The sequence below is a fragment of the Aliivibrio finisterrensis genome, assembly GCF_008933155.1.
GTDB lineage: Bacteria > Pseudomonadota > Gammaproteobacteria > Enterobacterales > Vibrionaceae > Aliivibrio > Aliivibrio finisterrensis.
This window is the reverse complement of the sequence record NZ_WBVP01000002.1, coordinates 58,927-80,700: the sequence shown is the minus strand read 5'-3', so window position 1 is coordinate 80,700 and position 21,774 is coordinate 58,927. Positions and strand designations below refer to the sequence as shown.

20 protein-coding genes are annotated in these 21,774 nt (G+C 36.1%); 8 read left to right on the top strand and 12 right to left on the bottom strand.

The window, feature by feature from the left end; translation table 11 throughout:
- Nucleotides 1-8: 8 nt before the first annotated feature.
- Together F8B77_RS02230 and F8B77_RS02225 are read right to left on the bottom strand one after the other, a co-directional pair.
- Complete coding sequence (locus F8B77_RS02230) at nucleotides 9-677, bottom strand: SDR family oxidoreductase (RefSeq protein ID WP_151653306.1); 669 nt, start codon at nucleotides 675-677, stop codon at nucleotides 9-11.
- Nucleotides 678-952: 275 nt separating this feature from the next.
- The gene (locus F8B77_RS02225; RefSeq protein WP_151653304.1) at nucleotides 953-2,140 is read right to left on the bottom strand and encodes an MFS transporter; all 1,188 of its coding nucleotides are present in this window, start codon (nucleotides 2,138-2,140) and stop codon (nucleotides 953-955) included.
- A 161-nt stretch (nucleotides 2,141-2,301) separates the two neighbouring features.
- Between F8B77_RS02225 and F8B77_RS02220 the strand changes: the two genes are divergently transcribed.
- Complete coding sequence (locus tag F8B77_RS02220) at nucleotides 2,302-3,228, top strand: LysR family transcriptional regulator (protein ID WP_151653302.1); 927 nt, start codon at nucleotides 2,302-2,304, stop codon at nucleotides 3,226-3,228.
- Between the two features lie 64 nt (nucleotides 3,229-3,292).
- Here the strand turns inward: F8B77_RS02220 and F8B77_RS02215 are convergent, their stop codons facing one another.
- Together F8B77_RS02215 and hdfR are read right to left on the bottom strand one after the other, a co-directional pair.
- Nucleotides 3,293-4,642 carry a magnesium transporter gene (locus tag F8B77_RS02215; RefSeq protein ID WP_151653300.1) on the bottom strand — a complete coding sequence of 450 codons (1,350 nt, stop codon included), beginning with the start codon at nucleotides 4,640-4,642 and terminating at the stop codon, nucleotides 3,293-3,295.
- Nucleotides 4,643-4,805: 163 nt separating this feature from the next.
- A complete protein-coding gene (gene hdfR, locus F8B77_RS02210; RefSeq protein ID WP_167512746.1) occupies nucleotides 4,806-5,666 on the bottom strand; it encodes an HTH-type transcriptional regulator HdfR in 861 nt (286 codons plus the stop codon).
- A 130-nt stretch (nucleotides 5,667-5,796) separates the two neighbouring features.
- On the opposite strand from hdfR, the gene F8B77_RS02205 reads away from it, so the two are divergent.
- Nucleotides 5,797-6,138, top strand: coding sequence for a MaoP family protein (locus tag F8B77_RS02205; RefSeq protein ID WP_130044846.1), 342 nt, complete (start codon nucleotides 5,797-5,799; stop codon nucleotides 6,136-6,138).
- Between the two features lie 558 nt (nucleotides 6,139-6,696).
- Here the strand turns inward: F8B77_RS02205 and F8B77_RS02200 are convergent.
- Entirely contained in the window at nucleotides 6,697-6,951 is a 255-nt protein-coding gene (locus F8B77_RS02200; RefSeq protein ID WP_151653295.1) for a DUF5062 family protein, read from the bottom strand.
- 243 nt (nucleotides 6,952-7,194) lie between these two features.
- Between F8B77_RS02200 and F8B77_RS02195 the strand changes: the two genes are divergently transcribed.
- Entirely contained in the window at nucleotides 7,195-7,767 is a 573-nt protein-coding gene (locus F8B77_RS02195) for a hypothetical protein (RefSeq protein WP_151653293.1), read from the top strand.
- 931 nt (nucleotides 7,768-8,698) lie between these two features.
- Nucleotides 8,699-9,958 (top strand): putative bifunctional diguanylate cyclase/phosphodiesterase, encoded by a 1,260-nt coding sequence (locus F8B77_RS02190; protein WP_244298171.1) that lies wholly within the window; start codon nucleotides 8,699-8,701, stop codon nucleotides 9,956-9,958.
- Between the two features lie 59 nt (nucleotides 9,959-10,017).
- On the opposite strand, the gene tesA is transcribed toward F8B77_RS02190, so the two are convergent.
- Nucleotides 10,018-10,635, bottom strand: a complete 618-nt coding sequence (gene tesA / locus F8B77_RS02185; RefSeq protein ID WP_151653292.1) for a multifunctional acyl-CoA thioesterase I/protease I/lysophospholipase L1 — start codon at nucleotides 10,633-10,635, stop codon at nucleotides 10,018-10,020.
- 174 nt (nucleotides 10,636-10,809) lie between these two features.
- On the opposite strand from tesA, the gene F8B77_RS02180 reads away from it, so the two are divergent.
- The 4 genes from F8B77_RS02180 (at nucleotide 10,810) to F8B77_RS02165 (ending at nucleotide 15,208) form a co-directional block, all read left to right on the top strand.
- Nucleotides 10,810-11,487, top strand: a complete 678-nt coding sequence (locus F8B77_RS02180) for an ABC transporter ATP-binding protein (protein ID WP_151653290.1) — start codon at nucleotides 10,810-10,812, stop codon at nucleotides 11,485-11,487.
- 1 nt (nucleotide 11,488) lies between these two features.
- Nucleotides 11,489-13,948 carry an ABC transporter permease gene (locus F8B77_RS02175; protein WP_151653287.1) on the top strand — a complete coding sequence of 820 codons (2,460 nt, stop codon included), beginning with the start codon at nucleotides 11,489-11,491 and terminating at the stop codon, nucleotides 13,946-13,948.
- Between the two features lie 353 nt (nucleotides 13,949-14,301).
- Complete coding sequence (locus F8B77_RS02170) at nucleotides 14,302-14,673, top strand: YgiW/YdeI family stress tolerance OB fold protein (RefSeq protein ID WP_151653285.1); 372 nt, start codon at nucleotides 14,302-14,304, stop codon at nucleotides 14,671-14,673.
- 97 nt (nucleotides 14,674-14,770) lie between these two features.
- Complete coding sequence (locus F8B77_RS02165) at nucleotides 14,771-15,208, top strand: cytochrome b562 (RefSeq protein WP_151653283.1); 438 nt, start codon at nucleotides 14,771-14,773, stop codon at nucleotides 15,206-15,208.
- A gap of 79 nt (nucleotides 15,209-15,287) precedes the next feature.
- On the opposite strand, the gene F8B77_RS02160 is transcribed toward F8B77_RS02165, so the two are convergent.
- From F8B77_RS02160 to F8B77_RS02140, 6 genes are all read right to left on the bottom strand, one after another.
- Nucleotides 15,288-15,515 (bottom strand): glutaredoxin family protein, encoded by a 228-nt coding sequence (locus F8B77_RS02160; RefSeq protein WP_045104395.1) that lies wholly within the window; start codon nucleotides 15,513-15,515, stop codon nucleotides 15,288-15,290.
- A gap of 41 nt (nucleotides 15,516-15,556) precedes the next feature.
- Entirely contained in the window at nucleotides 15,557-16,105 is a 549-nt protein-coding gene (locus tag F8B77_RS02155; protein ID WP_151653281.1) for a DUF1415 domain-containing protein, read from the bottom strand.
- Nucleotides 16,106-16,220: 115 nt separating this feature from the next.
- Entirely contained in the window at nucleotides 16,221-17,513 is a 1,293-nt protein-coding gene (locus F8B77_RS02150; protein WP_244298170.1) for a putative bifunctional diguanylate cyclase/phosphodiesterase, read from the bottom strand.
- Between the two features lie 193 nt (nucleotides 17,514-17,706).
- The gene (locus F8B77_RS17920; protein ID WP_244298169.1) at nucleotides 17,707-17,964 is read right to left on the bottom strand and encodes a hypothetical protein; all 258 of its coding nucleotides are present in this window, start codon (nucleotides 17,962-17,964) and stop codon (nucleotides 17,707-17,709) included.
- Between the two features lie 302 nt (nucleotides 17,965-18,266).
- Entirely contained in the window at nucleotides 18,267-20,009 is a 1,743-nt protein-coding gene (locus F8B77_RS02145; RefSeq protein ID WP_151653279.1) for a response regulator, read from the bottom strand.
- 383 nt (nucleotides 20,010-20,392) lie between these two features.
- Nucleotides 20,393-21,352 carry an OmpA family protein gene (locus tag F8B77_RS02140; RefSeq protein WP_151653277.1) on the bottom strand — a complete coding sequence of 320 codons (960 nt, stop codon included), beginning with the start codon at nucleotides 21,350-21,352 and terminating at the stop codon, nucleotides 20,393-20,395.
- Nucleotides 21,353-21,774: the final 422 nt, after the last annotated feature.

The window sequence follows — 21,774 nt, the reverse complement described above, 5'->3', positions numbered from 1 at the left end:
ATTGTCAATTAGTTAATTAGCGCGCCGCCATCAATATCGATAATTGAACCTGTCATGTATGGGTTTGTAATTGCCATCACATAGGCCATTGCAATATCTGAAGCTTGACCTATGTGTCCAACAGGTAAATTTTGTTTTGCGTTGTCATACATAGATTCACGGGACGCTGGGTCCATATTTTTATAAGCGGTGGTGGCAGTTAATCCCGGGCTTACTGCATTAACTCGAATTGGAGCCAGCTCTTTTGCTAGGACTTTTGTTACCGCCTCTAATGCAGCATTTATTGCTGATTTAGTGTAAGTATTTGCAACCACTTTACGCGATAACATACCTGTTGTTAGCGTGATTGACCCATTAGGTTTGAGATATCTAGCAACGTGTTTTGCGGCATAAATTGAGCCCCAAAATTTGGTATCAAAGGCTGCTTTGGCTTCTTCTATGGAGACATCAACCACTTTTCCTGAGGGAGCAAATGATCCAGCTGTGATAATAAGGTGATCAACTGGGCCAATAGATTCAAAGTAGTGTTGAACGCACTTTTCATTGCTGATATCTAGACCTGTTGAGCGGCTAGCAACATGAATACTATTTCTTTCGTTGGTCAACAGCTGTGCGATTGCTTCACCAATGCCAGAAGTACCACCAATGATAACGAATGAGGTTTTTTCGTGGTTCATAATGAGTCCCTTTTAAAAAATAGTTATGGTTTGTGTTGAGAAAATAAGCGTTAATTTACATACAAATAAATAAAGAACAGTGAGCAAATAATCAGAGATTTTTCTATTTTTTGTAGCAATGAGTAATTAAAAACATCGATATCATCAGCGGTAAAACCGAAGGAGATTTCATTAATCGTCGTTTTATGTGATGGCTTTATTCCAGTAACAAAATTGAGAGGCATCGTCATATTCCTTTGATAAAAGGCTCAGGTGATGAGTCTTTATTTAAAGAGTTAGTTAGCTAATTTAGGTATTGATGTTGCGGATGTTTTGTCATTGCTATTTGCTTTTGCAATAAAGAACAATCCAATGATAGGAACAGCGACGGCAGTGAAAGGGATCATGCTTGCGCCTAGTTGGCTATCAAGCACCATGCCACCAAGGAAACCACCGAATGCATTTGCTAAGTTAAACGCAGAGATATTTGCAGTTGCTGCTAGCTCTTGACCTTCACCACCATTGTTCATTACTCGAAGCTGCATGGCAGGCACATTAGCAAATGACGCAATACCAAAGATAAAGGCTGCAATGACAAATAAGATTTTGTTATCAACTACCAGGCCAACAGCAATTAGTGAAACGATCATGGCAATAGCCCAGAACATAGAAGCTTTGTTTAAGTCTTTGTCTGAAGAGCGACCACCTAATGTGTTACCAATAATAAGACCAAAACCAACAATCACGAGGATCCATGTGACTGCTGACTCACCGTAGCCAGTAATATGCATAGCAATTGGAGCAAGGTAGCCATACAGAGTCATAAAACCAGACCATGATAATGCGGTGATAACCAAGCTAATAATCAACATTGGATTCTTGAATGCCATTAACTGAGTTTTAATATCTTTTGCTTCGCCGTGTCCCGTTGATTTAATTGAAGTTAGAATTGAAATCATTGCAATTGCACCAAACGCAGCAACCGTAAAGAAAGTGGTGTGCCATCCAAACTGTAAGCTGATCCACGTACCAGCAGGAACACCGAGTACGTTAGCAAGCGTTAAACCCGCAAACATTTGGCCCACAGCTCGGCCTGCCATTTTCTCTGATACTAAATTGGTTGCAACAACAGCACCAATGCCATAAAAAGGTCCTTGAACAAGACCAGCAATAACGCGACTAATGAGCAATAAATGATAGGTTGGCGCTAACGCTGACAATATATTACCGATGATAAATAGCGTCATTAATCCCGTTAATACCAGTTTTTTATTAAATCGAGCTAAATAGATAGTTAAGATTGGGCCGCCAATAACAATGGCTAATGCATACGCACTGATTAAGTAGCCAGCTTGTCCTTCCGTTATTGACAGAGACGTTGCAATTTGAGATATGATGCCTGCAATAATAAATTCAGCAGTACCAATTGCAAAAGCAGCTAGTGTGAGAATCCAGACTTGAAATGGCATTTTTTCTTTATTCATGGTGTTTACCTTTAACTTATTCTTTGTCGTTATTACTTAATGACAGCTATTCTATCTGTTCGCTTTAATTTGATAATTAGGTAAAATATAAAATCATTATTCGGTTTTTATGAATAGTGATAATTGACAGTCTTAAGAGTGAAAAACAATAAGGGCAAGAGATGGATAAGTTCTCTGATATGACGATGTTCGTAAGTGTGGTTAAACATCAAGGGTTAGCGGCAGCAGGGCGTGAGTTGGGACTTTCTCCCGCAACAATGACGGCAAGGCTGCAAGGCTTGGAAGAAAGGTATGGAGTAAAGTTACTCAATCGAAGTACAAGGCATATTTCCCTGACTGATTCAGGTGATCTCTACCATAGAGCGTGTCTTGAGATCCTTGATAATGTCAAAGAGACTGAGGATCTGATATTAAATGGGGTGAAAGAAGTAAAAGGGTCACTTAAAATCAGTGCGCCAAAAGACATTGGTAAGCAATATATTCTTCCTATTTTGTCTGAGTTTTGTAAATTATATCCAGATGTCGTGCCTTACCTTTATTTAAACGACGATGTTTCAAATATTGCCGAATCGGGTATTGATATCGTTGTAAGATATGGAGAGCTTGCTGACAGTAGTTTGATATCTCGACGATTATCGTCCAGTCATCGAGTATTGTGTGCCTCTCCTGATTATTTAGCTAAGCATGGAACCCCTTTAACCCCACAAGATTTAGTTAATCATAATTGCCTTGCGATGGTACGCAGTAATGAAGAGCTTAAGACGTGGCATTTTCAAGATACAGATAAAAAGAACGTTATAACGGTATTACCTAAACGATTTTCAGATGATGGTGAAGTGGTTCGATATTGGGCATTAGAAGGAGCAGGAATTGCTTTGAAGTCGATATTAGACGTACAGAATGATATCAATAACTTACGTCTTGTGACTCTGCTAAATGGTTATATGGCGAATTTCAATACATCGACGTCTGTATCAAGTGCCGATTTAAATGTGGTGTATATAAGTAAAAAATATCAACCAAAGCGAATTCGATTATTTCTAGATTTTTTGTTTGAGAAATTTGATGTGATGAAAGCGGGTGAGTAAGTATCGAGGGATTAAGAGAGCAACACTGAGCCATCGAGATTGACTCAGTGTTTTGGTGTGGCATTTACATCATCACCAAACTTGCTGTTCCTAAGAAAGCAAAGAAGCCGACCACATCGGTTACAGTAGTTAAAATAACAGAACCAGCAAGCGCAGGATCTAACTTAAATTTATCTAAGGTGATAGGAATAAGAACGCCAAACAGAGCCGCCGTAATAATGTTTACAATAATGGCGAGTGAAATGGTGGCACCTAACGCGAACGACTGGAACCAAGCTCCAGCAATACCGCCGATGATTAATGACCATAACAAACCATTGATTGAACCAATCCCCAATTCATTTTTTAATAACGCAAAGCGGTTACCAGGAGTGATTTGATTGAGAGCCATCGCACGAACCATTAAGGTTAATGTTTGGCTACCAGCAATACCTCCCATAGAAGCCACAATCGGCATTAATACGGCAAGCGCAACCACTTGCGTGATGACATCTTCAAATAACCCAATGGTTACAGACGCTAATATTGCTGTCAAAAGATTAATACCAAGCCACACGCCACGTTTTTTTGAACTCTTAAGGATAGGAGAGAAAAGATCGTCCCCTTCATCCATACCGGTACCGGCCATTAAGCGAGTTTCGTAAATTTCACGTTGAGTATTAATCGCAAATTGCCAATCAAGTTGCCCAATTAAAACATTATCGTCGTCGATAATCGCCACACTGGGTACGGCTGAGTGCTCAACGGCTTCAATACTTTCATTGAGAGGGTGGTGCACATTAAGCACTAAGCAATCTTCTAATTTCAATGTGTTGATTTTAACTGAATCATCAGCAGTCAAAATATCTGTGTATTGCACAATACCGTGAAATTTATGCGCTCGGTTAATCAAGTGCATATATTGATGCGATTGAAATAAATTAGTTTTTAATAGTTTTTTAGCTCGCCCAACACTGACATTAAAAGGTAATGTTGCAATTTTTCGGTCAGCCCAGTGACCCACTTCGTCATCTTCATACTGTTTTGCATCATCATATAAATCGAGTTCATCACGGCTGATAAGTTGTAAAGCAAGGCTGAATATTTCATCAGGCAGAGACTCCGCCCACTCAATTAACGATAAGTTATCCAGTTTAGCTAAGGTGAAGTTTAACTCTGCCTCTGACAGTTCTTCTAGAATTGCCACACGAGCATCAGCACGCATTTCAGTTAATACTTCAATGTGCATTTCTAATGGCAAGTGTCGCCATAATTGCACACGGTCATCAACGGGGAAAGATTCTAAAATACGCGCAATAGAACCCGTATCTAACCCATTTTCTACAAATTCACCCAGTAAGCTTATTTGTTGCTGTTGGTCGTCGGCATTGAATAGCGTTTCGAGTTGGAATGATAAATCTTGATGTTCGTTCAATGTCGTACTCCATAGATGGAAGCGGGTTTTCAAAAGGATATATGATTATAGTAATTAGATTTATTTTATTAAACCCTTTAATACAATGATTTATCTGAATGGCTGATAAAATTAAGGACTCCTTAGAGTCCCTAATTGTGTTGTTGTATTTTATAGCGAGAAATTAGACGCTTTTCGTTACCATATTAGGGTTAATTGCCGTGATTTGTTCAATAAGATCGGCTTTGTCGCTTTTTTCTTGCCACACTAAATATAGGGCTTGCTCCATAATTGGTGCGTTTTCAACCACATAAAGCTCACCATTTTCAACACTTTGATTAATCACAGGTGCAGGTAAATAGCCAACGCTTGGGTGAGCTATTAAATAATCTAGTGCCATTCTTGATGAATGAGTGTGCAGGATAGGTGTTTTCTGCAATTCATTTATTTTACTGTGTTGAATAGAAAAACGTGCTCCCCAATCTAAATAAACCAAAGGAAGAGGCTGAATGCTGCTAATAGTACAATCGATTTGATTGGAGACTAATTGCAATTGATAATCACGAATTTTACATACACGGATACCATCAATTTTTGGTGGTTCACTGGTAATAAAAAGATCGACACTTTTATCAAGTAATGATTTAGCAAGTTCTTGTCGAGGTATGGATTCTAATCGAAGAGCCAATCCTTGAACGGCATCGTAAATACCGTTTATCCAATCAGAAATGCCATCAAATTCCCAAATGAGCGCACTTGCTCCAATAGTGATCTGCGAGTTGTATTCTTCGGTTAATGCAACATCCTGCTTTGCTCGGCCCCATGTTTGTAAAATAGCTTCAGCATAAGGAAGAAGGCGCTCACCCGCAGCCGTTAATTGAACATTATGGCGCTGGCGAGTAAATAAAGGATTCCCTAGCTGTGATTCTAACTGACGCACACGGAAGCTCACGGCAGACTGTGTAAGAAATAAATGCTCTGCAGCACGTCCAAAATGACGCGTTTTTGTTACTTCTAAGAAGGTTTTAAGCAGATCAGTATCCAATGTTTTCATCTCTTTGATGGTGGTAATGGCCACAATAAAATATTTTAATTGAAAGCGCTAATATTTTTTGTTTTACAAGAGTCTCACTCTGATTTACATATACGTTTTTTGTGGTCACGAAGAAGCATCAATGAGAATAACAGCGAAATTTTATGATGATAAAAACTTCAAGAGAGGTTTTAGCCGTAGTGGTTTTACAATCCGTGAAGCAACGATTCTAGAAACGTATGGTCGAACCATGCAATCTTTGCTAAATGGTGTGTTTACGCCTGAATCAGACGCTGAGCACCGCTTTGTTGAACAGGTAAAGGATCAACCTACCGAGATCTCTGAATTTGCTCAGTGTTGGTTAAAGTATCAAAACAAGATTAACTTTAAACCGAAATTCTATACATTATGTGGTACACAGCGTTCGTCAGGAGATAATTCTGATGATAGTTCTGATGATTCACCATCAGATGATCTTGATTAGTATTAACTCTAATGGTTTAAACTTTTAAAAAAGTTACGGTTATCTTTAAATCGGTTTTAGATAAATAGCTAAAACCGATTTTTTAATGCGCCGAGCATAGTGTTGTTTTAAAATATGAAAGTCCTCTACAGGCTGAGACGTACGACGAACAAAAATCTGATAAGTAGGCTGTGAAAACGTCATAATCTAGATTATAGGAAAGAGCTGCCCCCTTAAATCGCGAGATCTTGGGCTATCTATCAAAAGACTAAATCGGTAGTGTGTCATTCGACTGTGATTAAGAAATCAGCGGGCGGCATAGTACTTTAAACTACGACGGCTAAAGGAAGGTCTGAATCGAATGTATTAAGAAGTAGCATGCTTCGAGACTCCGACAATCGTGAAGATCTGCCAGTACTATCCATACGAGCAATGCTTATGCTTGTCCGAATAAGCTTATATTAGGTCAATACCTCAGTTAATCATGCTCTTTCAAACGTAAAGCTGATGGCGATAACAATATTTGACCCGGTTGAGTGCCCATTTATTCATTGAGATGCCGAGTAAAATACAAAAATATCAATGAGCGCTGTCAATGTTTCTTTTCATCCAAATAGCCAATCGATGCTTAATGTTTGGACCATTCGTTTTGTCAAGAGGGAGTGGAGAAAGCAGGCGAACTTGTACTAAAAATAGATATACCGCTTTTGCAATAACAGGCTGAGGAAGGCTTTTATCTACAATATGATAACCTTGCATTTCTGATAATTTACAGCCTAATTCAAGTGCTTTCTTGAATAATTTATCTTCATCTTTTTTAACTATATTTTTCATAACAACTTCTCCAAAAATGAGTAAAATTGACGGTATATTATTGTACTGTGGACGAGTTACTTCTATTTTTACTAATACTCCTAGAGTAAAACTATAGACTAAGATGGAGATTAATACATAAAACGTAATGAAAATTTATCTCAGAGTACGGCTGGATAAAATTTAGATACTCTTCTAGACTGTTTGTATGTGGTTTATTGATATAGAAATTATAAACTCTATTGCTAATGTTGGGAGATTTTAATGAACGGTTATTACGTTAGTTTATTGATTTTTTTGTCTGGTTTTTTTTCAAGCTTTGCGCTTGCAAGTAATACTGAGATATCACTTGGTTTTGGTATGAGTGATTATAAATTTCAGCATTATTCCAGTGAACTTGATACTCAAGATGTTGGTATGGCGCTGAATCTAACTCATTATCCATATGTGAATGAATTAAGTACCGGGGTGTTATCCTTAGGGGCGCGAGTTGGAATAAATCACCCTGGCAACTTTCATGGTAGTATAACGGCTGATGATGCTAACGATTTAGGTACTAGTTTGATGAGCCCAGGACCAGGTGTTTCATTATCTGCAGTTTCAAAATATCAGTATAATGATATATTTTTTAGAGCAGGCATTGGCGCTTTATATTGGTCGAATTCTATTTATATTGATGAGGTTAAAGTGAGAGATAAAAATACATCAATATTGTACTCTTTAGAAGCGGGTTACCAAGTAGCACCAGATGTAGACCTATCTATAGGTGCGACATCTTCAAGTTATAAAGGTAATATGACTAACATTTATCTTTTTATAATAACATTTCATTTATAAATACCAATGGTAAAGTAATTTATCTCTCTTGGTAAGATTAAAATTGTTAAGGTCTAATTATTAGATATTTAGTACGGGGTTCATGGGAAGGCATCAAATAGTAAGCTAACTGCCGAACTTACGGTGCTCTTCTCGTCATTGAAATAGGTAGTACACCAAGGCCGCAGAGGCGCTAATCATGTTGATGCCTCATAGTGTGCTTACGTTAAACAAGTATAAATAGCTGTCTTAAAAGGGGCTTAGGACTATAGGAACCCACTGTGTTTTTTAAAAATTACTCCCGATTTCAGATAATAAGTGCGACATTCATGGAAAGGTGTAGAAGAGAAAGCACAAGCGATCAAGAATGCTGTTTCTATCGATGATAGACCAAGCATCGTTGACAGCAAGGAGCGATTGTCTTTAAAGAAACGGTATTGACTGCTTGATATTGGCGAGTGTTGCACTTCGCAATTAAATTCGGGATAAACTAATTATTTATTAGATAATCCCTCACTTCGAAGTTGGATTCTTTAAGTTAGATTACAAGATAGATAACTAAGATATAGTGATTCTTTAATTATTATTTTAAATATATAATTGAAATTTTTCATCGTGAGCATTAAATAATATTGGTCTATTTGGGATGATTCATATGGATTTTTCTATATTGTTTATAATTTTTATGGTCTTTAATTTATGCGCGTTAATATATTTCTTTTATTTTTCAGTTATTTATAAAATCATAAGTTATGATAATTTTATTTTAAGATTATATTTATTTTTCATTTTACCTGCCTATATTTTTATTTGCGTGTGTCTTGGGGTTCATTTTTTTGATTTAATTTCAATAGAAAGTTTAGATATTATTTTTCTATTTTTTACAATTAATTCATTTCATTTGTTTTTAATCTTTATTCTAATGTTACATAAAATATATTTGATAAGGAAAATGAATTCTAATAGTAGACGTAGAAGTAGAAGTAGTATATGTGCATACGAAAAAGACATCACAAAGTTGATTCAGTTAGGTTTACCCTTTAGCTTAATCAAAATAAAAATCAGCAATAGAGATAAATTGGTAGATTTTTCTAAAAATAAAACCTTCATTAAGGTGGTATCCCATGCTATTTTGATGACCAAAAAAAGCATGAAAAATAATAAGTTAAGGTTCTATCATGATAGTGGTGAAATTATTGTTATACTTTCTGAAGTAAATAAAAGTGAATTGATAGACATTACGTCAGAAGTATATAATGTATTGATAACGCCAATATTGATGAATAATAAAATATTTATTCTTCAACCTATTATGGGGTGCGTGATAAATACATCGAGCAGAAAAACTGCAGATGAAATTATTAGGCAGGCAGATATTTCCTGTTATAAGGCTAAAAAATCTGGGTTAGGCGTTGGTTTTTATAGCGCATCTTATTCTAAATCTATTTGCGAGGAGATAGAAATACTAAATAAATTAGTTTATGCAATTCCTAATAATGAATTTAAGCTCTATTATCAGCCTATCGTTAAAAGTTCAGATAAGACGGTCCATGGTTATGAAGCGCTAATACGTTGGTTTCAAGATGATGGTACAATCATACCCCCAGATAAATTTATTAAAATTGCAGAAAGAAATAATAAAATTAAAGTGATTACACGATGGGTAATTAATCAAGTAGTTCATGATATTAATGAATTTAAAAAAAATAATATATTTTCAAAAATACATATTAATATATCAACGTTAGACCTTCATGATAACGATCTTTATGAACAATTATCAACCTTAGTTAATAACCGATGGTTATTATCATCTGATATTATCCTAGAAGTAACCGAAAGTGCATTAATGGCTGATGCAGACGCCGCTTATTTGATGTTAGAAAAACTTTCAGAGCTTGGATTTTATATCAGTATTGATGATTTTGGAACAGGGTATTCTTCGTTATCACTGCTTAGAGTCCTTCCATTTAATCAGATAAAGATTGATCAATCTTTTATACGTAATATGACTATTGGTAACAATGATTATGCGATTGTCACTTCCACTATCTATCTTGCTCATAACCTGGGGTGTAACGTGGTTGCTGAAGGGGTTGAAGACGAGGAAAGGTTTACTGAACTTAAAGCGTTGGGTTGCGATTTTATTCAAGGTTATTACATTAGTAAACCAAAGGAATTTGCTGGAATAATTCGCGAATTTTCAAAATAAATGCTATCAAAGTCAGTTTTTATATTTAGCATTTATTGAACGATTTCCAGATTTTCAGATTACTGTAAGTAAGTCTCTAATTCTCTAGCCATAAACTCAGCAATCCATGGTTGTGCTTCAGGTTTTGGGTGCAGCCCATCCTTCATTATCCACTCTGGTTTTATGATCACTTCTTCTAAGAAAAAGGGCAGTAGAGGAATGTTATGTTTCTCACTTAATGTGGGGTAGAGTGATCCAAATGCTTGGCTATAGCGTTTTCCATAGTTAGGTGGCACTTGAATTTGCATGAGTAACGGTTTTGCATTGGCAGCGTTAATTTGAGTAAAAATACTCTCTAAATTCGCGCTGATTCTTTGTGGTGGAAAACCTCTCAAGCCATCATTAGCACCCAATTCGATAAGGACATAGTCAGGCTGGTGCTGTTTCAGGAGGGTGGGTAATCGATCTAATCCATTTCCTGTTGTATCACCTGAAATACTACCATTAACAACCTTGGTTATTTTGCCTAGTTTCTCTAGCTGTAGAGGTAGCAGTGAAGGCCAACTTTGCTCAATTGGCATGTTAAAGCCAGCACTCAAGCTATCACCAAGGATAAGTAAGGTTTCGCTATAAGCTTGCTTAACAATAAATAATTGACTGCTCAGTAGAACAATGAAAAGAGTGAGGATTTTACGCATATTCAACCTTTAATTAATCGAGTCACAGTAGAATAGCAGAGTTCACGATTTTGAAGTATAAGGATTAGTTAAAGAAGTGTAAAAGAAATTGATGATCGCGAGTCTATTGGGTATACAATACGCTCAATAGCATAAGAACCTAGATAGTAAGAGCAACTTCAAAAGGAAAGGACAATGACCACAGCGATAAAAGTGAGTTCAGTAGGAAAATCAGTGATCTCAAATGATGCAGAACTCATCATTTTAAAAGACATCTCCTTTGAGGTTCAATCAGGACAAAGCGTAGCGATTGTGGGGACTTCTGGTGCCGGTAAATCAACCTTAATGACCTTGCTTGCAGGGCTAGATATTCCCACGTCTGGTTATATTGAATTATTAGGGCAAAGCCTATCCCAGCTTGATGACGAAGATCGTGCTCAAATACGCAGTGAATCGATTGGTTTTGTGTTTCAAAGCTTCTTACTTATCCCTTCTTTAACTGCTCTTGAAAATGTTACCTTACCTGCGATTTTACGTGGTGAAGGTGAAGATATTGCAAAAGCAAAACAGTTGTTAGATTCAGTTGGTCTTACTGGGCGAGAAACACATCTTCCTTCTCAACTTTCAGGTGGAGAGCAGCAACGTGTGGCCTTAGCGAGAGCATTCATGACTCAGCCTCGTATTCTTTTTGCAGATGAACCGACAGGTAACTTAGATCAATCCACTGCGGAACACATTATTGAACTCTTATTTGAGATGAACCAAAAACACGGCACTACACTGGTTCTTATTACTCATGATCCCAAATTGGCAGCACGATGTGAGCGCACACTTACCATCAATGCAGGGCAGATCCACGAAGAGGTGAAGTGAAATGAATGAGCAATCATTAGCACCAAGCTCTTCAGGAAACCATCGTTCTTCTGGCAACAAAATGATATTACGTTGGAGTTGGCGTGAGATCTGGCAAGGCCAATTGTGGCCTGTAATAGCATCATTAACCTTGATCGTTGCTTGTGTAGTGGCCTTGTCTGCGTTGGCGATTCGAATAGAAAAAGTCATGACAGATCAAGGTCGTTCAATGATGGCTGCGGATCTTGTATTCAGTTCAGCTAATCCAACGCCTGAATTAATCTTACAACAATCGCAAGAGCTGGATGTGACGTTATCCTCTCAAGTGCGTTTTCAAACTATGGCATTCAGTGATTTAGGAATGCAATTGGTGAGTGTGAAATCGGTAGAAAGTAATTACCCACTTCGCGGTGAACTCTTATTAAATGGGGCTGATAACCAAATCCATAGCCAAGTTAAACCGGGAGAAGTGTGGATCGCTGATCGCCTTTTATCATTACTTGAACTCAATATTGGTGATGTGATTGCCATTGGTGATGCTGAAATGCCAATAAGTGGCGTGATTGAATCAGAGCCTGAATTGGCATTTAATCCATTTCGAACAATGCCGAGTGTGTTTATCCATCAGGCAGATTTAGATAAAACAGGCGCTATTCAACTGGGCAGCCGTGTTCAATATCGCACTTTATTTAAAGGTAATGATAGTGCGATATCGTTATTGCAAAGTGACTATGAGTTGCAAGCAGGAGAGCGTTGGATAAGCGAAGAGACTCAAGGTCGAACCGCTGATCTAATGCAAAAAGCCAAACAGTATTTGTCATTGACTATCTTGATGGTGATATTAATGGCATCTGTCACCTTGGTATTAACGTGTCAGCATTATGCGACCAGTCGTGCCAATACGGTAGCAATGTTAAAAAGCATGGGCGCAAGCAAGCAGTGGCTGAAACGTTGGTTATTAAGCCAAGTGGGTTTGATGTTCTTCACAGGTATAGTTGCGGGATCATTAATTGGCCTTGGTTTAGAGTTGCTATTACGCATCCCTCTTACGGGAATTTTACCAGAAGATCTACCAAGTTACGGTTGGCAGCCATTTGCGTTTGGTTCTGTCGTTGCGCTGCTTATCGGTTTACCTGCTTTAGGCATCCCACTACTGCGCTTATTAGACACTCCTGCGATAGTGGTACTTCAATCTCAAATAACCGCATCTTCTAAAAAAGGCTTATGGTTAATTGCGGTGCCAGTAGTCGCTTTCTTATTTATGTACGGAAATAACAGCCTAGTCTGGATGGTATCAGTTGGTTTAGTCGTACTGTTTGTTTTACTTGCGGGTATTAGCTATGGTCTACTACACCTGATTGGACGCTTTAAATGGGGTGCAGCGATGACCTTAGCGCTTAGTCGCATTAAACGTTCTCCCAAAAACAGCATGATGCAATTAGCCGCATTGTCGGGTTCATTGATGCTAGTTGCCGTGATTTGGTTAGTGAGAACTGATCTGTTGGGCGATTGGCAACAAACGCTTCCGCCTGATGCACCGAATGTATTTGCGATGAACATTGCGCCTTATGAGCAACAAGAATACTTACAAGCATTAGATAATGAAAAGCTAGATAGGTCGGAGGGTTATCCAATTATTCGTGGGCGTTTAACTGAAATTAACGGTGAAAGCACCAAAGAGAAAATGAAAGGCGAAGGCCAAGGCTCAGATGCATTACGTCGTGAAATAAACTTTACTTGGCGTGATGAGCTTCCTGTTCATAATGAAGTGGTTGCTGGGCAGTGGAGTAATTCTAATGGTGTTTCTGTCGAGCAAGACGTTGCTAATGATTTAGATATTCAAATTGGCGATACGTTGAGTTTTTCGGTAAACAGCCAACTCTTTTCTGCTGAGGTGAACTCTATTCGTGTTGTGGATTGGCAGAGCATGAAACCGAACTTCTATTTTATCTTTACGCCTGATGTGATTGCTGATCTACCTGCCACTTGGTTAGTGAGCTTTAAAGTCGATGACAACGAAAATACGCTATTGAATCAATTAGCCCGTGATTATCCAACCGTGAGTTTGTTGGATTTTAGAACCATGGGTGGAAAAATCCAAGCGATGCTTGCTCAAATCACGTGGTCATTGAGTGTTTTAGCTGGTTTAGGTGTGGTTAGTGGCGTGTTGTTAATATTCACTTTACTGCGTTTGAGTTTGTATCAGCGTCAACGTGAAATTACCCTTTATAGAACCCTTGGTGCAAGCCGTCAGCGTATTAGCCAGACATTATGGAGTGAATATGGGGTCATGGCATTAGCCGCAGGCTTTGTTGCGGTAATGGGCGCAGAGGCAATCGTATTTAGCTTAGTGAAATGGGGCTTTAAACTTGAGCCTACATTGCACATAGGTATGTGGATTATATTGCCATTACTCGCCATGATGATTGTATTTATGAGTTTGGCCAGTGTGATAAAACAGTTACTAAAACCGTTAAAGTGAGTATTTATTTCAAGTTATCATATTCAGGTTTTAATTTATATTAAAGCCTGAATCTATTCTTTTATTATGTTTGATTTTTTAAGTGAATCTTTAAATTAATATATACGTAATATCCATCATGTTAATTAAGACGTTAATGGTTGCGTATTTATTGGTTGCAGTATTGTTTTTTGTGATAAATTAAAAATAATCTAGGGGTTGATATAACTAAAAACTAGGCGTAATCTCTAAATGGATGTTTATTAAATCTACTGTATATTTATAACTTTTTTGAAGTTAGTAATAAAATAAAGTTACAAATATTAATGTAGTTTAAATTTCCATTGGTCTAATTACATTAAAGGTATTTCATTATGAAAAAGAGACATTTTTTATTTACACTAATATTAGCTTGTTCATCAACTCTTGCATTGGCTAACGATCAAACAGCGAATTATCAGGATCAATTTTCAAAACCTGTTGATGGGATAAATACAGTAGAGTCAGTATTGAATGCCGGTGCTGTTCTTGATGATACGCCAATCTTACTTACAGGGTATTTAGTAGAGCCTTTAGGCAAAGAAGTCTTTGTATTTAAAGATGATACCGGAACATTAAATGTCAAAATTGATGGCGATAAGATGCCAAGCTCACAAGTAAAACCAAACGATAAAGTGACGCTTAAAGGCGAGATAAATAAAGAACAGAATTACATTATCTATGTAGATAGCATCACTGTTGATTGATAAAAATATGGTCCATTATGCTATTGAAACATATTAGTCCTGTGAGTATGAGAGGCAATACATTACACTGCTTCTCTTGCTTATTTAAAGGATTATTATGAAAACTTTATTTTTAACACTAGCTCTGACTTTTTCTGCGGGCGTTGCTGCAAATACAACAACTGAGCTTACGCATATGATTGGTGACCAATCAATGGTCGCTATCGCACCTGTAGATATGAAATCCGTCATGAAAGAGATGAGATTAGAGTATAAGTTAGGTGAGCGAGCGACCTCTATTGAGGAGATGGCTAAAGCTGTTTCTAAATTAGAAGCGTTGATCAAACAGTTAAAGCAAGGCGAATATACCCCAGAAAAGCAAGCGATGTACCAAGAAGGGTTTAATAAGTTATCGGCTTCTGTTGCGTTAGTTAAAACAGAACTGGATGCGGGTGATTTAGAGAAAGCACAAGCGGCACTTGAGCAAGTTGACGAGCTACGAGTTGAATACCACAAAAAGCGTAATCCAAGCATTTGGAGTAAGATCTTTGGATAATAAAGCCTAGATCTCAAGAATAAAAAATGGAGCTAACCAGCTCCATTTTTATTATTTACCATTCTGCGAGATAGAGCGATTAACTGTTATACATCTTATCGAAATTCTTCTGGTTCCAACCAACCATCACTTGATCACCAATCTTAAGAACAGGGATAGAACGAGCACCCATGGCTTGTAATTCCTTGCGTCCTCGTTGCATTTTTGCATTGGTCAATCTATATGCAATTTTTTTAGAATCAAGGTAACGCTGTGCATCTTTGCAATGTGGGCATTTGTCAGCGACATATAAAACAACACGTTTCATTATTATCTCTCAGTTAAATCTAGTGATACAGATAGCGTAGCTTATACAAATAGGTACGGGAATAGTTTTCGACGCTCTTCAGGCGTTAACGCTTCTACTCGGGCAATATTTGTATCAGGAATAGCTTCAGGGTTAGGGTAGTGTTTTAGCACCTTTTCCATGCTCTCTTCACGAATAAGGTGAAGAACTGGATATGGAGAGCGATTTGTTAAATTCTCATCATCTTCAGGCTCAGAACCACCAAAGCAGTAATCAGGATGGAAAGTCGCAATTTGGAATGTGCCTTCCCAGTCTTGTTGTTTGATAAGTGCATCAACCCAATCTAAGAAGAAGTTATAATCCATAAAATCTTGCAGCATGTTTGGAATGGCAACTAAAGTTGTTTCTAACTCTTCAGCAGTTTTAGAATCTAAGTTCATCAGTTCTTGTAGAATATCTTCAAGCAAGACCTCTTCTGTTTTTGCCTCAGATACAAAAATTTTGATTTGTTTATTACGGTTAGGTTTTGCAGCAAAAGGGCAAAGATTAAGACCTATAACTACATCTTCTAACCATTGTTGAACGTCTTGTTCGATTTTTTGAATATTCATGCTATTAGGTTCATTTTATTATGAGTATTGTTAACAAGGATATCAGATCTAGCGGTTGTTGCTGTAACAATCTTTCAGAGGGTAAATTACATACATTGATATAAGATACGCCAACTTAAGATTGATTAAATAGCTTCTTTTCAAAATCGGGTGCTGAAATAGGTTTTGAATAGAGATAGCCTTGAACTAGATCTGTACCTTGTTTGATAACAAATGCCTCTTGATTTTGATTCTCAATGCCTTCAACAGTCACTTTTAGTCTTAATTTTTTTGCGATGCTGATCATCGCGGATACTATATTTTGGTCATCTGTGTTTATTTCAATATCATCGATAAAGCTTTTATCTATTTTCAATGCACAGAATGGATACTTTTTTAGGTATTGGAATGAAGCGTAGCCGGTACCAAAATCATCTAAAGCAATAGATATACCCATATTTTTTAATTGAAGTAATGTATCAATCGCCAGTAGTTCATCTGAAATTAAGCAACTTTCTGTAACTTCTAATTCTAGATTTCGAGCAGGTAATTGGTGTAGATTAAGTAATTGCTTAATATGTGAAACAAAATGAGGATCTTTTAGTTGGATTGGTGAAATATTTACGGCCATAACAAAGTTTGGTGAGTGTATAATCCATTCTGAAGCTTGTTGAATTGAGTTACGAAGTGCAAAGTACCCTAATTCATAAATAAGACTATTTCGTTCTGCCAGTTGTATTAATACATCGCTAGAAATTGCTCTTAGCTGTGGGTGATTGCAACGTAGTAACGCTTCACAGCCAATCCATCCTTTAGTTACTGGACATATTTTAGGTTGATAATGTAAGAAAAAATCTTGATTATGAACGGCTCCTAATAAATAGCGTTCGATATTATGATCAGACACGACCGATTGAGTAGGTAGTGATACATTTGCAATTGCAAATTTTTTGCCTAAGTTATGGCATTTTACCATGGTGTTATAAGCAGACTGAAGTAAAGCTAAACGAGAAAAGCTTTTTTTAGAATGTACTGCACCAATATAACTTTGTAAATAGAGAGATTGTTCATTTATAGTATAGCTAGCTTGGCTTATTTTAGATATTTGACGGCAAAGCTGTGGCAGTTTTTCTTTATTAGTTTGAGCAATAGTTAGGATATCGGAAAGACCTAAACGGTCAGCCATTAAAATGTCGGAAATCTTCGTTAATTTTGAGCGAAATTTAACCAATAAAGAGTCAAAAGCTTGATAGGCATACTCTTGCTGAACTTTTCGAAAATTAGGAAAGCGGGCATGAAGAACAGCAACTGTAGTTTCGTTTTGAATCAGCTTATCTATATTCTGGATAATGGCAGTAGAGCTTAGAAGTCCACTATTAACATCATATTTTTTATAGACTTCTACTTTTCCCTCTGCGACTTTTAGCATTGAATTTCCTTGGGTAATTTGATTTTTATTTCATGTGGCTGCTGAGTTGCTCTTGCCGCATCAGCTTGCAAAGTTTGATTTCGATGAAGTAAATTAGCATGCTGGTACAAAATGTTAATCTGAACTGCGATTGAATATTGATAAGTTGTTTTCATCTTTTGATAAGCAGCAGAAAATAAATTTCATTGTTTATCTAGAATACATAGCTACCGGAATGTGTGTTGTCAGGCCAATATAGAGGAAACTCAAAATATAATCCTTGATGGAGTTGTTCTTGCACACCTTTAAGGTAAGACATTTCTTTAGATGAACTGCATGATACAATCTTAAGCTCATTACTAGAAATATTCATAATTAATGCAGAAGGAATATTTATGATATTTGATAAACTATCGAGCATATTTTGCATTTTCTTAGGAATGTCGATGGTAGATGTTAACACTTTTTGCATGTTCGGGTATCCATTTACAAACAGCTGCTTATTGTTATTGGTATAGTAACAGCTCATTCTATTACCGAGTTGTCTTAGATCTGATAATCTCTTTATAATTTAGCGGTATAATGTACTATAAAAGCTCAATCTCGAATAAATACATCAAATAAACTTAATGAATTATTAACATAGAGGCCATAAATAATAATTATTTACTGCCAAGCCTAAGCTATTGATGACCAACTTTTTATTAAATAACCTTAAGTGTAGTCTAATAAGTAGAATTTAAAAGGTAATAATATAAGATGTATAATTTCCCATTATTTTATGAGAGGTATTTTAAATGATACATCTTCTTGTGGAATAATTTTTTTTGGCATTGTTGAATTACCTAACATAGCACTTTGTTCTTTAATGAAAAAATCATGAACATGTAATGATTTTAATACTTTATCTCTTCTCTCCATCAACGTTTTAGATAAAGGGACCCCTTGGACTAAAGATACTATAGAGCTTGTTTTTTTAGGGTTATCTATACTTAAAGCAACATAACATTCTAATATCCCAATAATTATTTCTGAAGAATATGGAAATTGAATTAATATATTTTGATAATGGTTTAATTTATTATTTACCATGTCAATGGATAAATTAATATTTTCAACTCTATCAAACTCAATGATGGTTTGTGAAAGTAATAAAATAGATTCTTGTATTCCAACGTCTTCTTTTAAAGTATTTAAATAATTTTTACAATAGATATTAAAGTGATTTTTTGTTTTTAATATAAAATTAACTCTTTCGATTAACCATAGTTCGCCAAAAAAGGATAGTAAGTACAATAGTTCAATTAGAATAACGGAATTCAATCGATGCAAATCATCAAAAAAAGGCTGTATGCTTTTTAATGTAATTTTCTTGGCTTTAATAATATCACCATCCATTATCAAACGTTTACATTTACTAAAATTGAGCAAAATTAGTAATTGTTTTTTTTGAGTTTCCGTTAAACGATACTCAAAACGGCGGGCGACATTTTGTTGTTCAATAAGGAGGTTGTTTTTTTCCTTTTCAGATTGACAGTTTTGAATGTAGCTATCGTAATAATTAAAGCATTCTGCTATGTATGAACACCAGTCAGGATCCGCTATTGGTAAGTGGTTGGCGAGTAAGTGTGAAGATTTAATAAAATATACCTTGTTATTACAAGTTAAAGCTAGTTTTAATGTATTAAGTGCTCTATGAGGGATACTAGGTGTTAATTCTAAAGCAGAATGAGCCGAAAAAAGAGCATCTTCATAACAAGATTGTTGTGTTTGTAATCTACTTAAAAAGTCAAAAGCCGATGGGAATAATGGATATATACGGCAAAGAGATTCCGCCGATTCTATAAGTTCACTTTGTCTTCTAACGTTAAGATCTGCTTCTAACTGCAGTTTTTTTAGAATGTAGTTTCGTCTATTGACAAATTCCGGTTCATTACAAAGTTTAAGTAGACAATCTTTTTCATCATGGGTAAACAAGTCAAATAAAAATTGGTCGAGTTCATTTATATTTTTGCTTTTAGCTAAAAAGATAGTATGTGCTTTGAGTGATTCTAGGTTATAGCTATTTTTCTTTAAATTATATAAATAGCTGAACATTTTATACTCTTGACAAGCGTTTACCATTTTATTATTTAGAATTGCTTTACTAACAGGCTTGCAGAGGTACTCACCATTCCCTTTTGATAGGGTGCTCAGTACGGTTTGGGTTGTATTGTCACCAGATATAGTGATTAATCTACTACAAGACTCAATAAAGCCTTTATCTTTTAATAAATCATAAAGCTCTGAGCCATTCAAATCCTGTTCCAAATGGTAATCAATAAATAATATGGAGTAGTGTTTTTTTGAACACATACGAATTGCTTGTTGATAGGAATAAGCGCAATGTATTGATTTGAAACCTAATAACATTAGCATCTTGGAAAGACTTAACGAGAAGACTTGACAATTGTCGATAATTAGAATGTTAATGCTATCCATTTTTTTTATATTATTGACATTATCAGATAAATGCATAATGTTACCTTCCTTACCTATGTATATCTCGGTTTTTCCTTGTTATTAACATCTATACTATAAAAACCTAATCGATATCAATGATAATTAATCTGGTTTGTTAACTCTCTCAAAATAACTTTCTTGATTGGTACTTAAGCGCCTAATTCTCTACACATTTTAACTCCAATCTGGTGTTGTTCTAGCAATTCCAACCTAACCAGGAACCACGTCAATCTGATAAACATCAGCACGATTTCCCTATCTGGCAGGGTAGTTGTCACTGTTAAAATTTAACCAGTTTGGGCGATAAAGAGTAATTGTGTATCGTATCTCAGTAGAAAGAAAAGAAGCCGAGCGTTAAGTTACTCGACTTGAAAAAGAATACAGTTCTAATGTTAAAGTTATTTTTCATCTGATAAAATTATGTCCACACGGCGATTTTTGGCACGGCCTTCTTTTGTATCATTACTTGCTATCGGATCAGTATAACCCATTCCTTTGACTGATATTTGTTCAGGTTCTACTCCTTCCTCTATTAGTTTATCTGCGACTGAACGAGCTCTTTGTAGTGATAAAAATTTATTATATTGGGCTGTTCCAATTGAATCGGTATGACCTATAATATTTATATGATATTGAGGGGATTGAGTTAGGAGTTCGATAGTATAAAGCAATGCGCTAGTATCATTAATCTCAGCGCTTCCAGAGGCAAATAACACGGTACCAAGTCGTTGGTTTTCAATATAGTCAGTTACTGCGATTGCGATAATAACTTCTTCTGCTTCAGATTCAACTTCAGGTTGAGATTTAACTTCAGGTTGAGATTTAACACTAGGCTGTGCCAGTTTTTCACTAGTACCGAAGTGATAAGAAAACCCAATTGACGCAGTGTTAGTATATGTACTTACAATGTTATTATTAATATCAGTTAAAGCTTGATATTCAAATCGGATTGAACCATTTTTCATTACGATATATTCCAGTCCCAGCGCACCAAGAAATGAACTATCAGAGCTAGGGCCATAATTAGCATAACCAACTCCAAATTTACCATATAGGTCTATTTTATCTGTTAAATTATAATTTATTTTTGGTGCTAAGGTTAGGACTCTTACGTTTGTACTGGCAAGGCCGGCATCTCCTAAAAAGTCATAACCCATCTCAAAGTCTACTATGTCATTAAAGCTATAGCCTCCAAATAATCCGGTAGCCGTAGAGCTATTATCAACGCACACTTTACCTGTATAGCACTTATCGGGTAGCCATGTATAACCTAATTTGAACCCTAAGTAGGGGTTTGCATACAGTAAGTTAGATACGAACAATGCAAGGGTAGTAAGAATAGTAAGTGTCTTTTTCATAACCTAGTACCTTAATTTAATGTGATAAGTTTCATCTACCTTAGTAAACAGTTTAGGACATAAAATTTAAATTTGTTGCGAATTATTTTTAATAATAAGGTAGTACCGAATTACTCTTAAATTCTCGTTATCTGTTGAAGCTGAAAATAATTAGCTTTTTCAGACACTAACAAACGTTTTAACATCTCAAACTAATCGATTACTATCAATATAATTAATCACATTCATCTTTTCCGTAGATTATTTTAATCTACAGTCAGGTAATGAGAGATATGGTCTCGTCAACAAGAATGCCAATTAGAAACATATGACTACGTTTAAACCAGCAATGATGACTAAGCATAATTTACGAATATGGCATCAACTTTTTGCTCTATGTGTCACTGAGAATAATTGGCCCAAATAAAGGCAATTGATAACGT

Excerpts from the sequence above, each read along its gene's own strand:
- F8B77_RS02160 (WP_045104395.1), bottom strand. The coding sequence starts at position 15,515 with ATGAAACGTGTTGTTTTATATGTCGCTGACAAATGCCCACATTGCAAA.
- F8B77_RS02190 (WP_244298171.1), top strand. The coding sequence starts at position 8,699 with ATGAATTCTAATAGTAGACGTAGAAGTAGAAGTAGTATATGTGCATAC.
- F8B77_RS17920 (WP_244298169.1), bottom strand. The coding sequence starts at position 17,964 with ATGCAAAAAGTGTTAACATCTACCATCGACATTCCTAAGAAAATGCAA.
- F8B77_RS02230 (WP_151653306.1), bottom strand. The coding sequence starts at position 677 with ATGAACCACGAAAAAACCTCATTCGTTATCATTGGTGGTACTTCTGGC.
- F8B77_RS02150 (WP_244298170.1), bottom strand. The coding sequence starts at position 17,513 with ATGCTAAAAGTCGCAGAGGGAAAAGTAGAAGTCTATAAAAAATATGAT.
- F8B77_RS02175 (WP_151653287.1), top strand. The coding sequence starts at position 11,489 with ATGAATGAGCAATCATTAGCACCAAGCTCTTCAGGAAACCATCGTTCT.
- F8B77_RS02165 (WP_151653283.1), top strand. The coding sequence starts at position 14,771 with ATGAAAACTTTATTTTTAACACTAGCTCTGACTTTTTCTGCGGGCGTT.
- F8B77_RS02200 (WP_151653295.1), bottom strand. The coding sequence starts at position 6,951 with ATGAAAAATATAGTTAAAAAAGATGAAGATAAATTATTCAAGAAAGCA.
- F8B77_RS02155 (WP_151653281.1), bottom strand. The coding sequence starts at position 16,105 with ATGAATATTCAAAAAATCGAACAAGACGTTCAACAATGGTTAGAAGAT.
- F8B77_RS02170 (WP_151653285.1), top strand. The coding sequence starts at position 14,302 with ATGAAAAAGAGACATTTTTTATTTACACTAATATTAGCTTGTTCATCA.
- F8B77_RS02220 (WP_151653302.1), top strand. The coding sequence starts at position 2,302 with ATGGATAAGTTCTCTGATATGACGATGTTCGTAAGTGTGGTTAAACAT.
- F8B77_RS02145 (WP_151653279.1), bottom strand. The coding sequence starts at position 20,009 with ATGCATTTATCTGATAATGTCAATAATATAAAAAAAATGGATAGCATT.
- tesA (WP_151653292.1), bottom strand. The coding sequence starts at position 10,635 with ATGCGTAAAATCCTCACTCTTTTCATTGTTCTACTGAGCAGTCAATTA.
- F8B77_RS02225 (WP_151653304.1), bottom strand. The coding sequence starts at position 2,140 with ATGAATAAAGAAAAAATGCCATTTCAAGTCTGGATTCTCACACTAGCT.
- F8B77_RS02195 (WP_151653293.1), top strand. The coding sequence starts at position 7,195 with ATGAACGGTTATTACGTTAGTTTATTGATTTTTTTGTCTGGTTTTTTT.
- F8B77_RS02205 (WP_130044846.1), top strand. The coding sequence starts at position 5,797 with ATGAGAATAACAGCGAAATTTTATGATGATAAAAACTTCAAGAGAGGT.
- F8B77_RS02140 (WP_151653277.1), bottom strand. The coding sequence starts at position 21,352 with ATGAAAAAGACACTTACTATTCTTACTACCCTTGCATTGTTCGTATCT.
- F8B77_RS02180 (WP_151653290.1), top strand. The coding sequence starts at position 10,810 with ATGACCACAGCGATAAAAGTGAGTTCAGTAGGAAAATCAGTGATCTCA.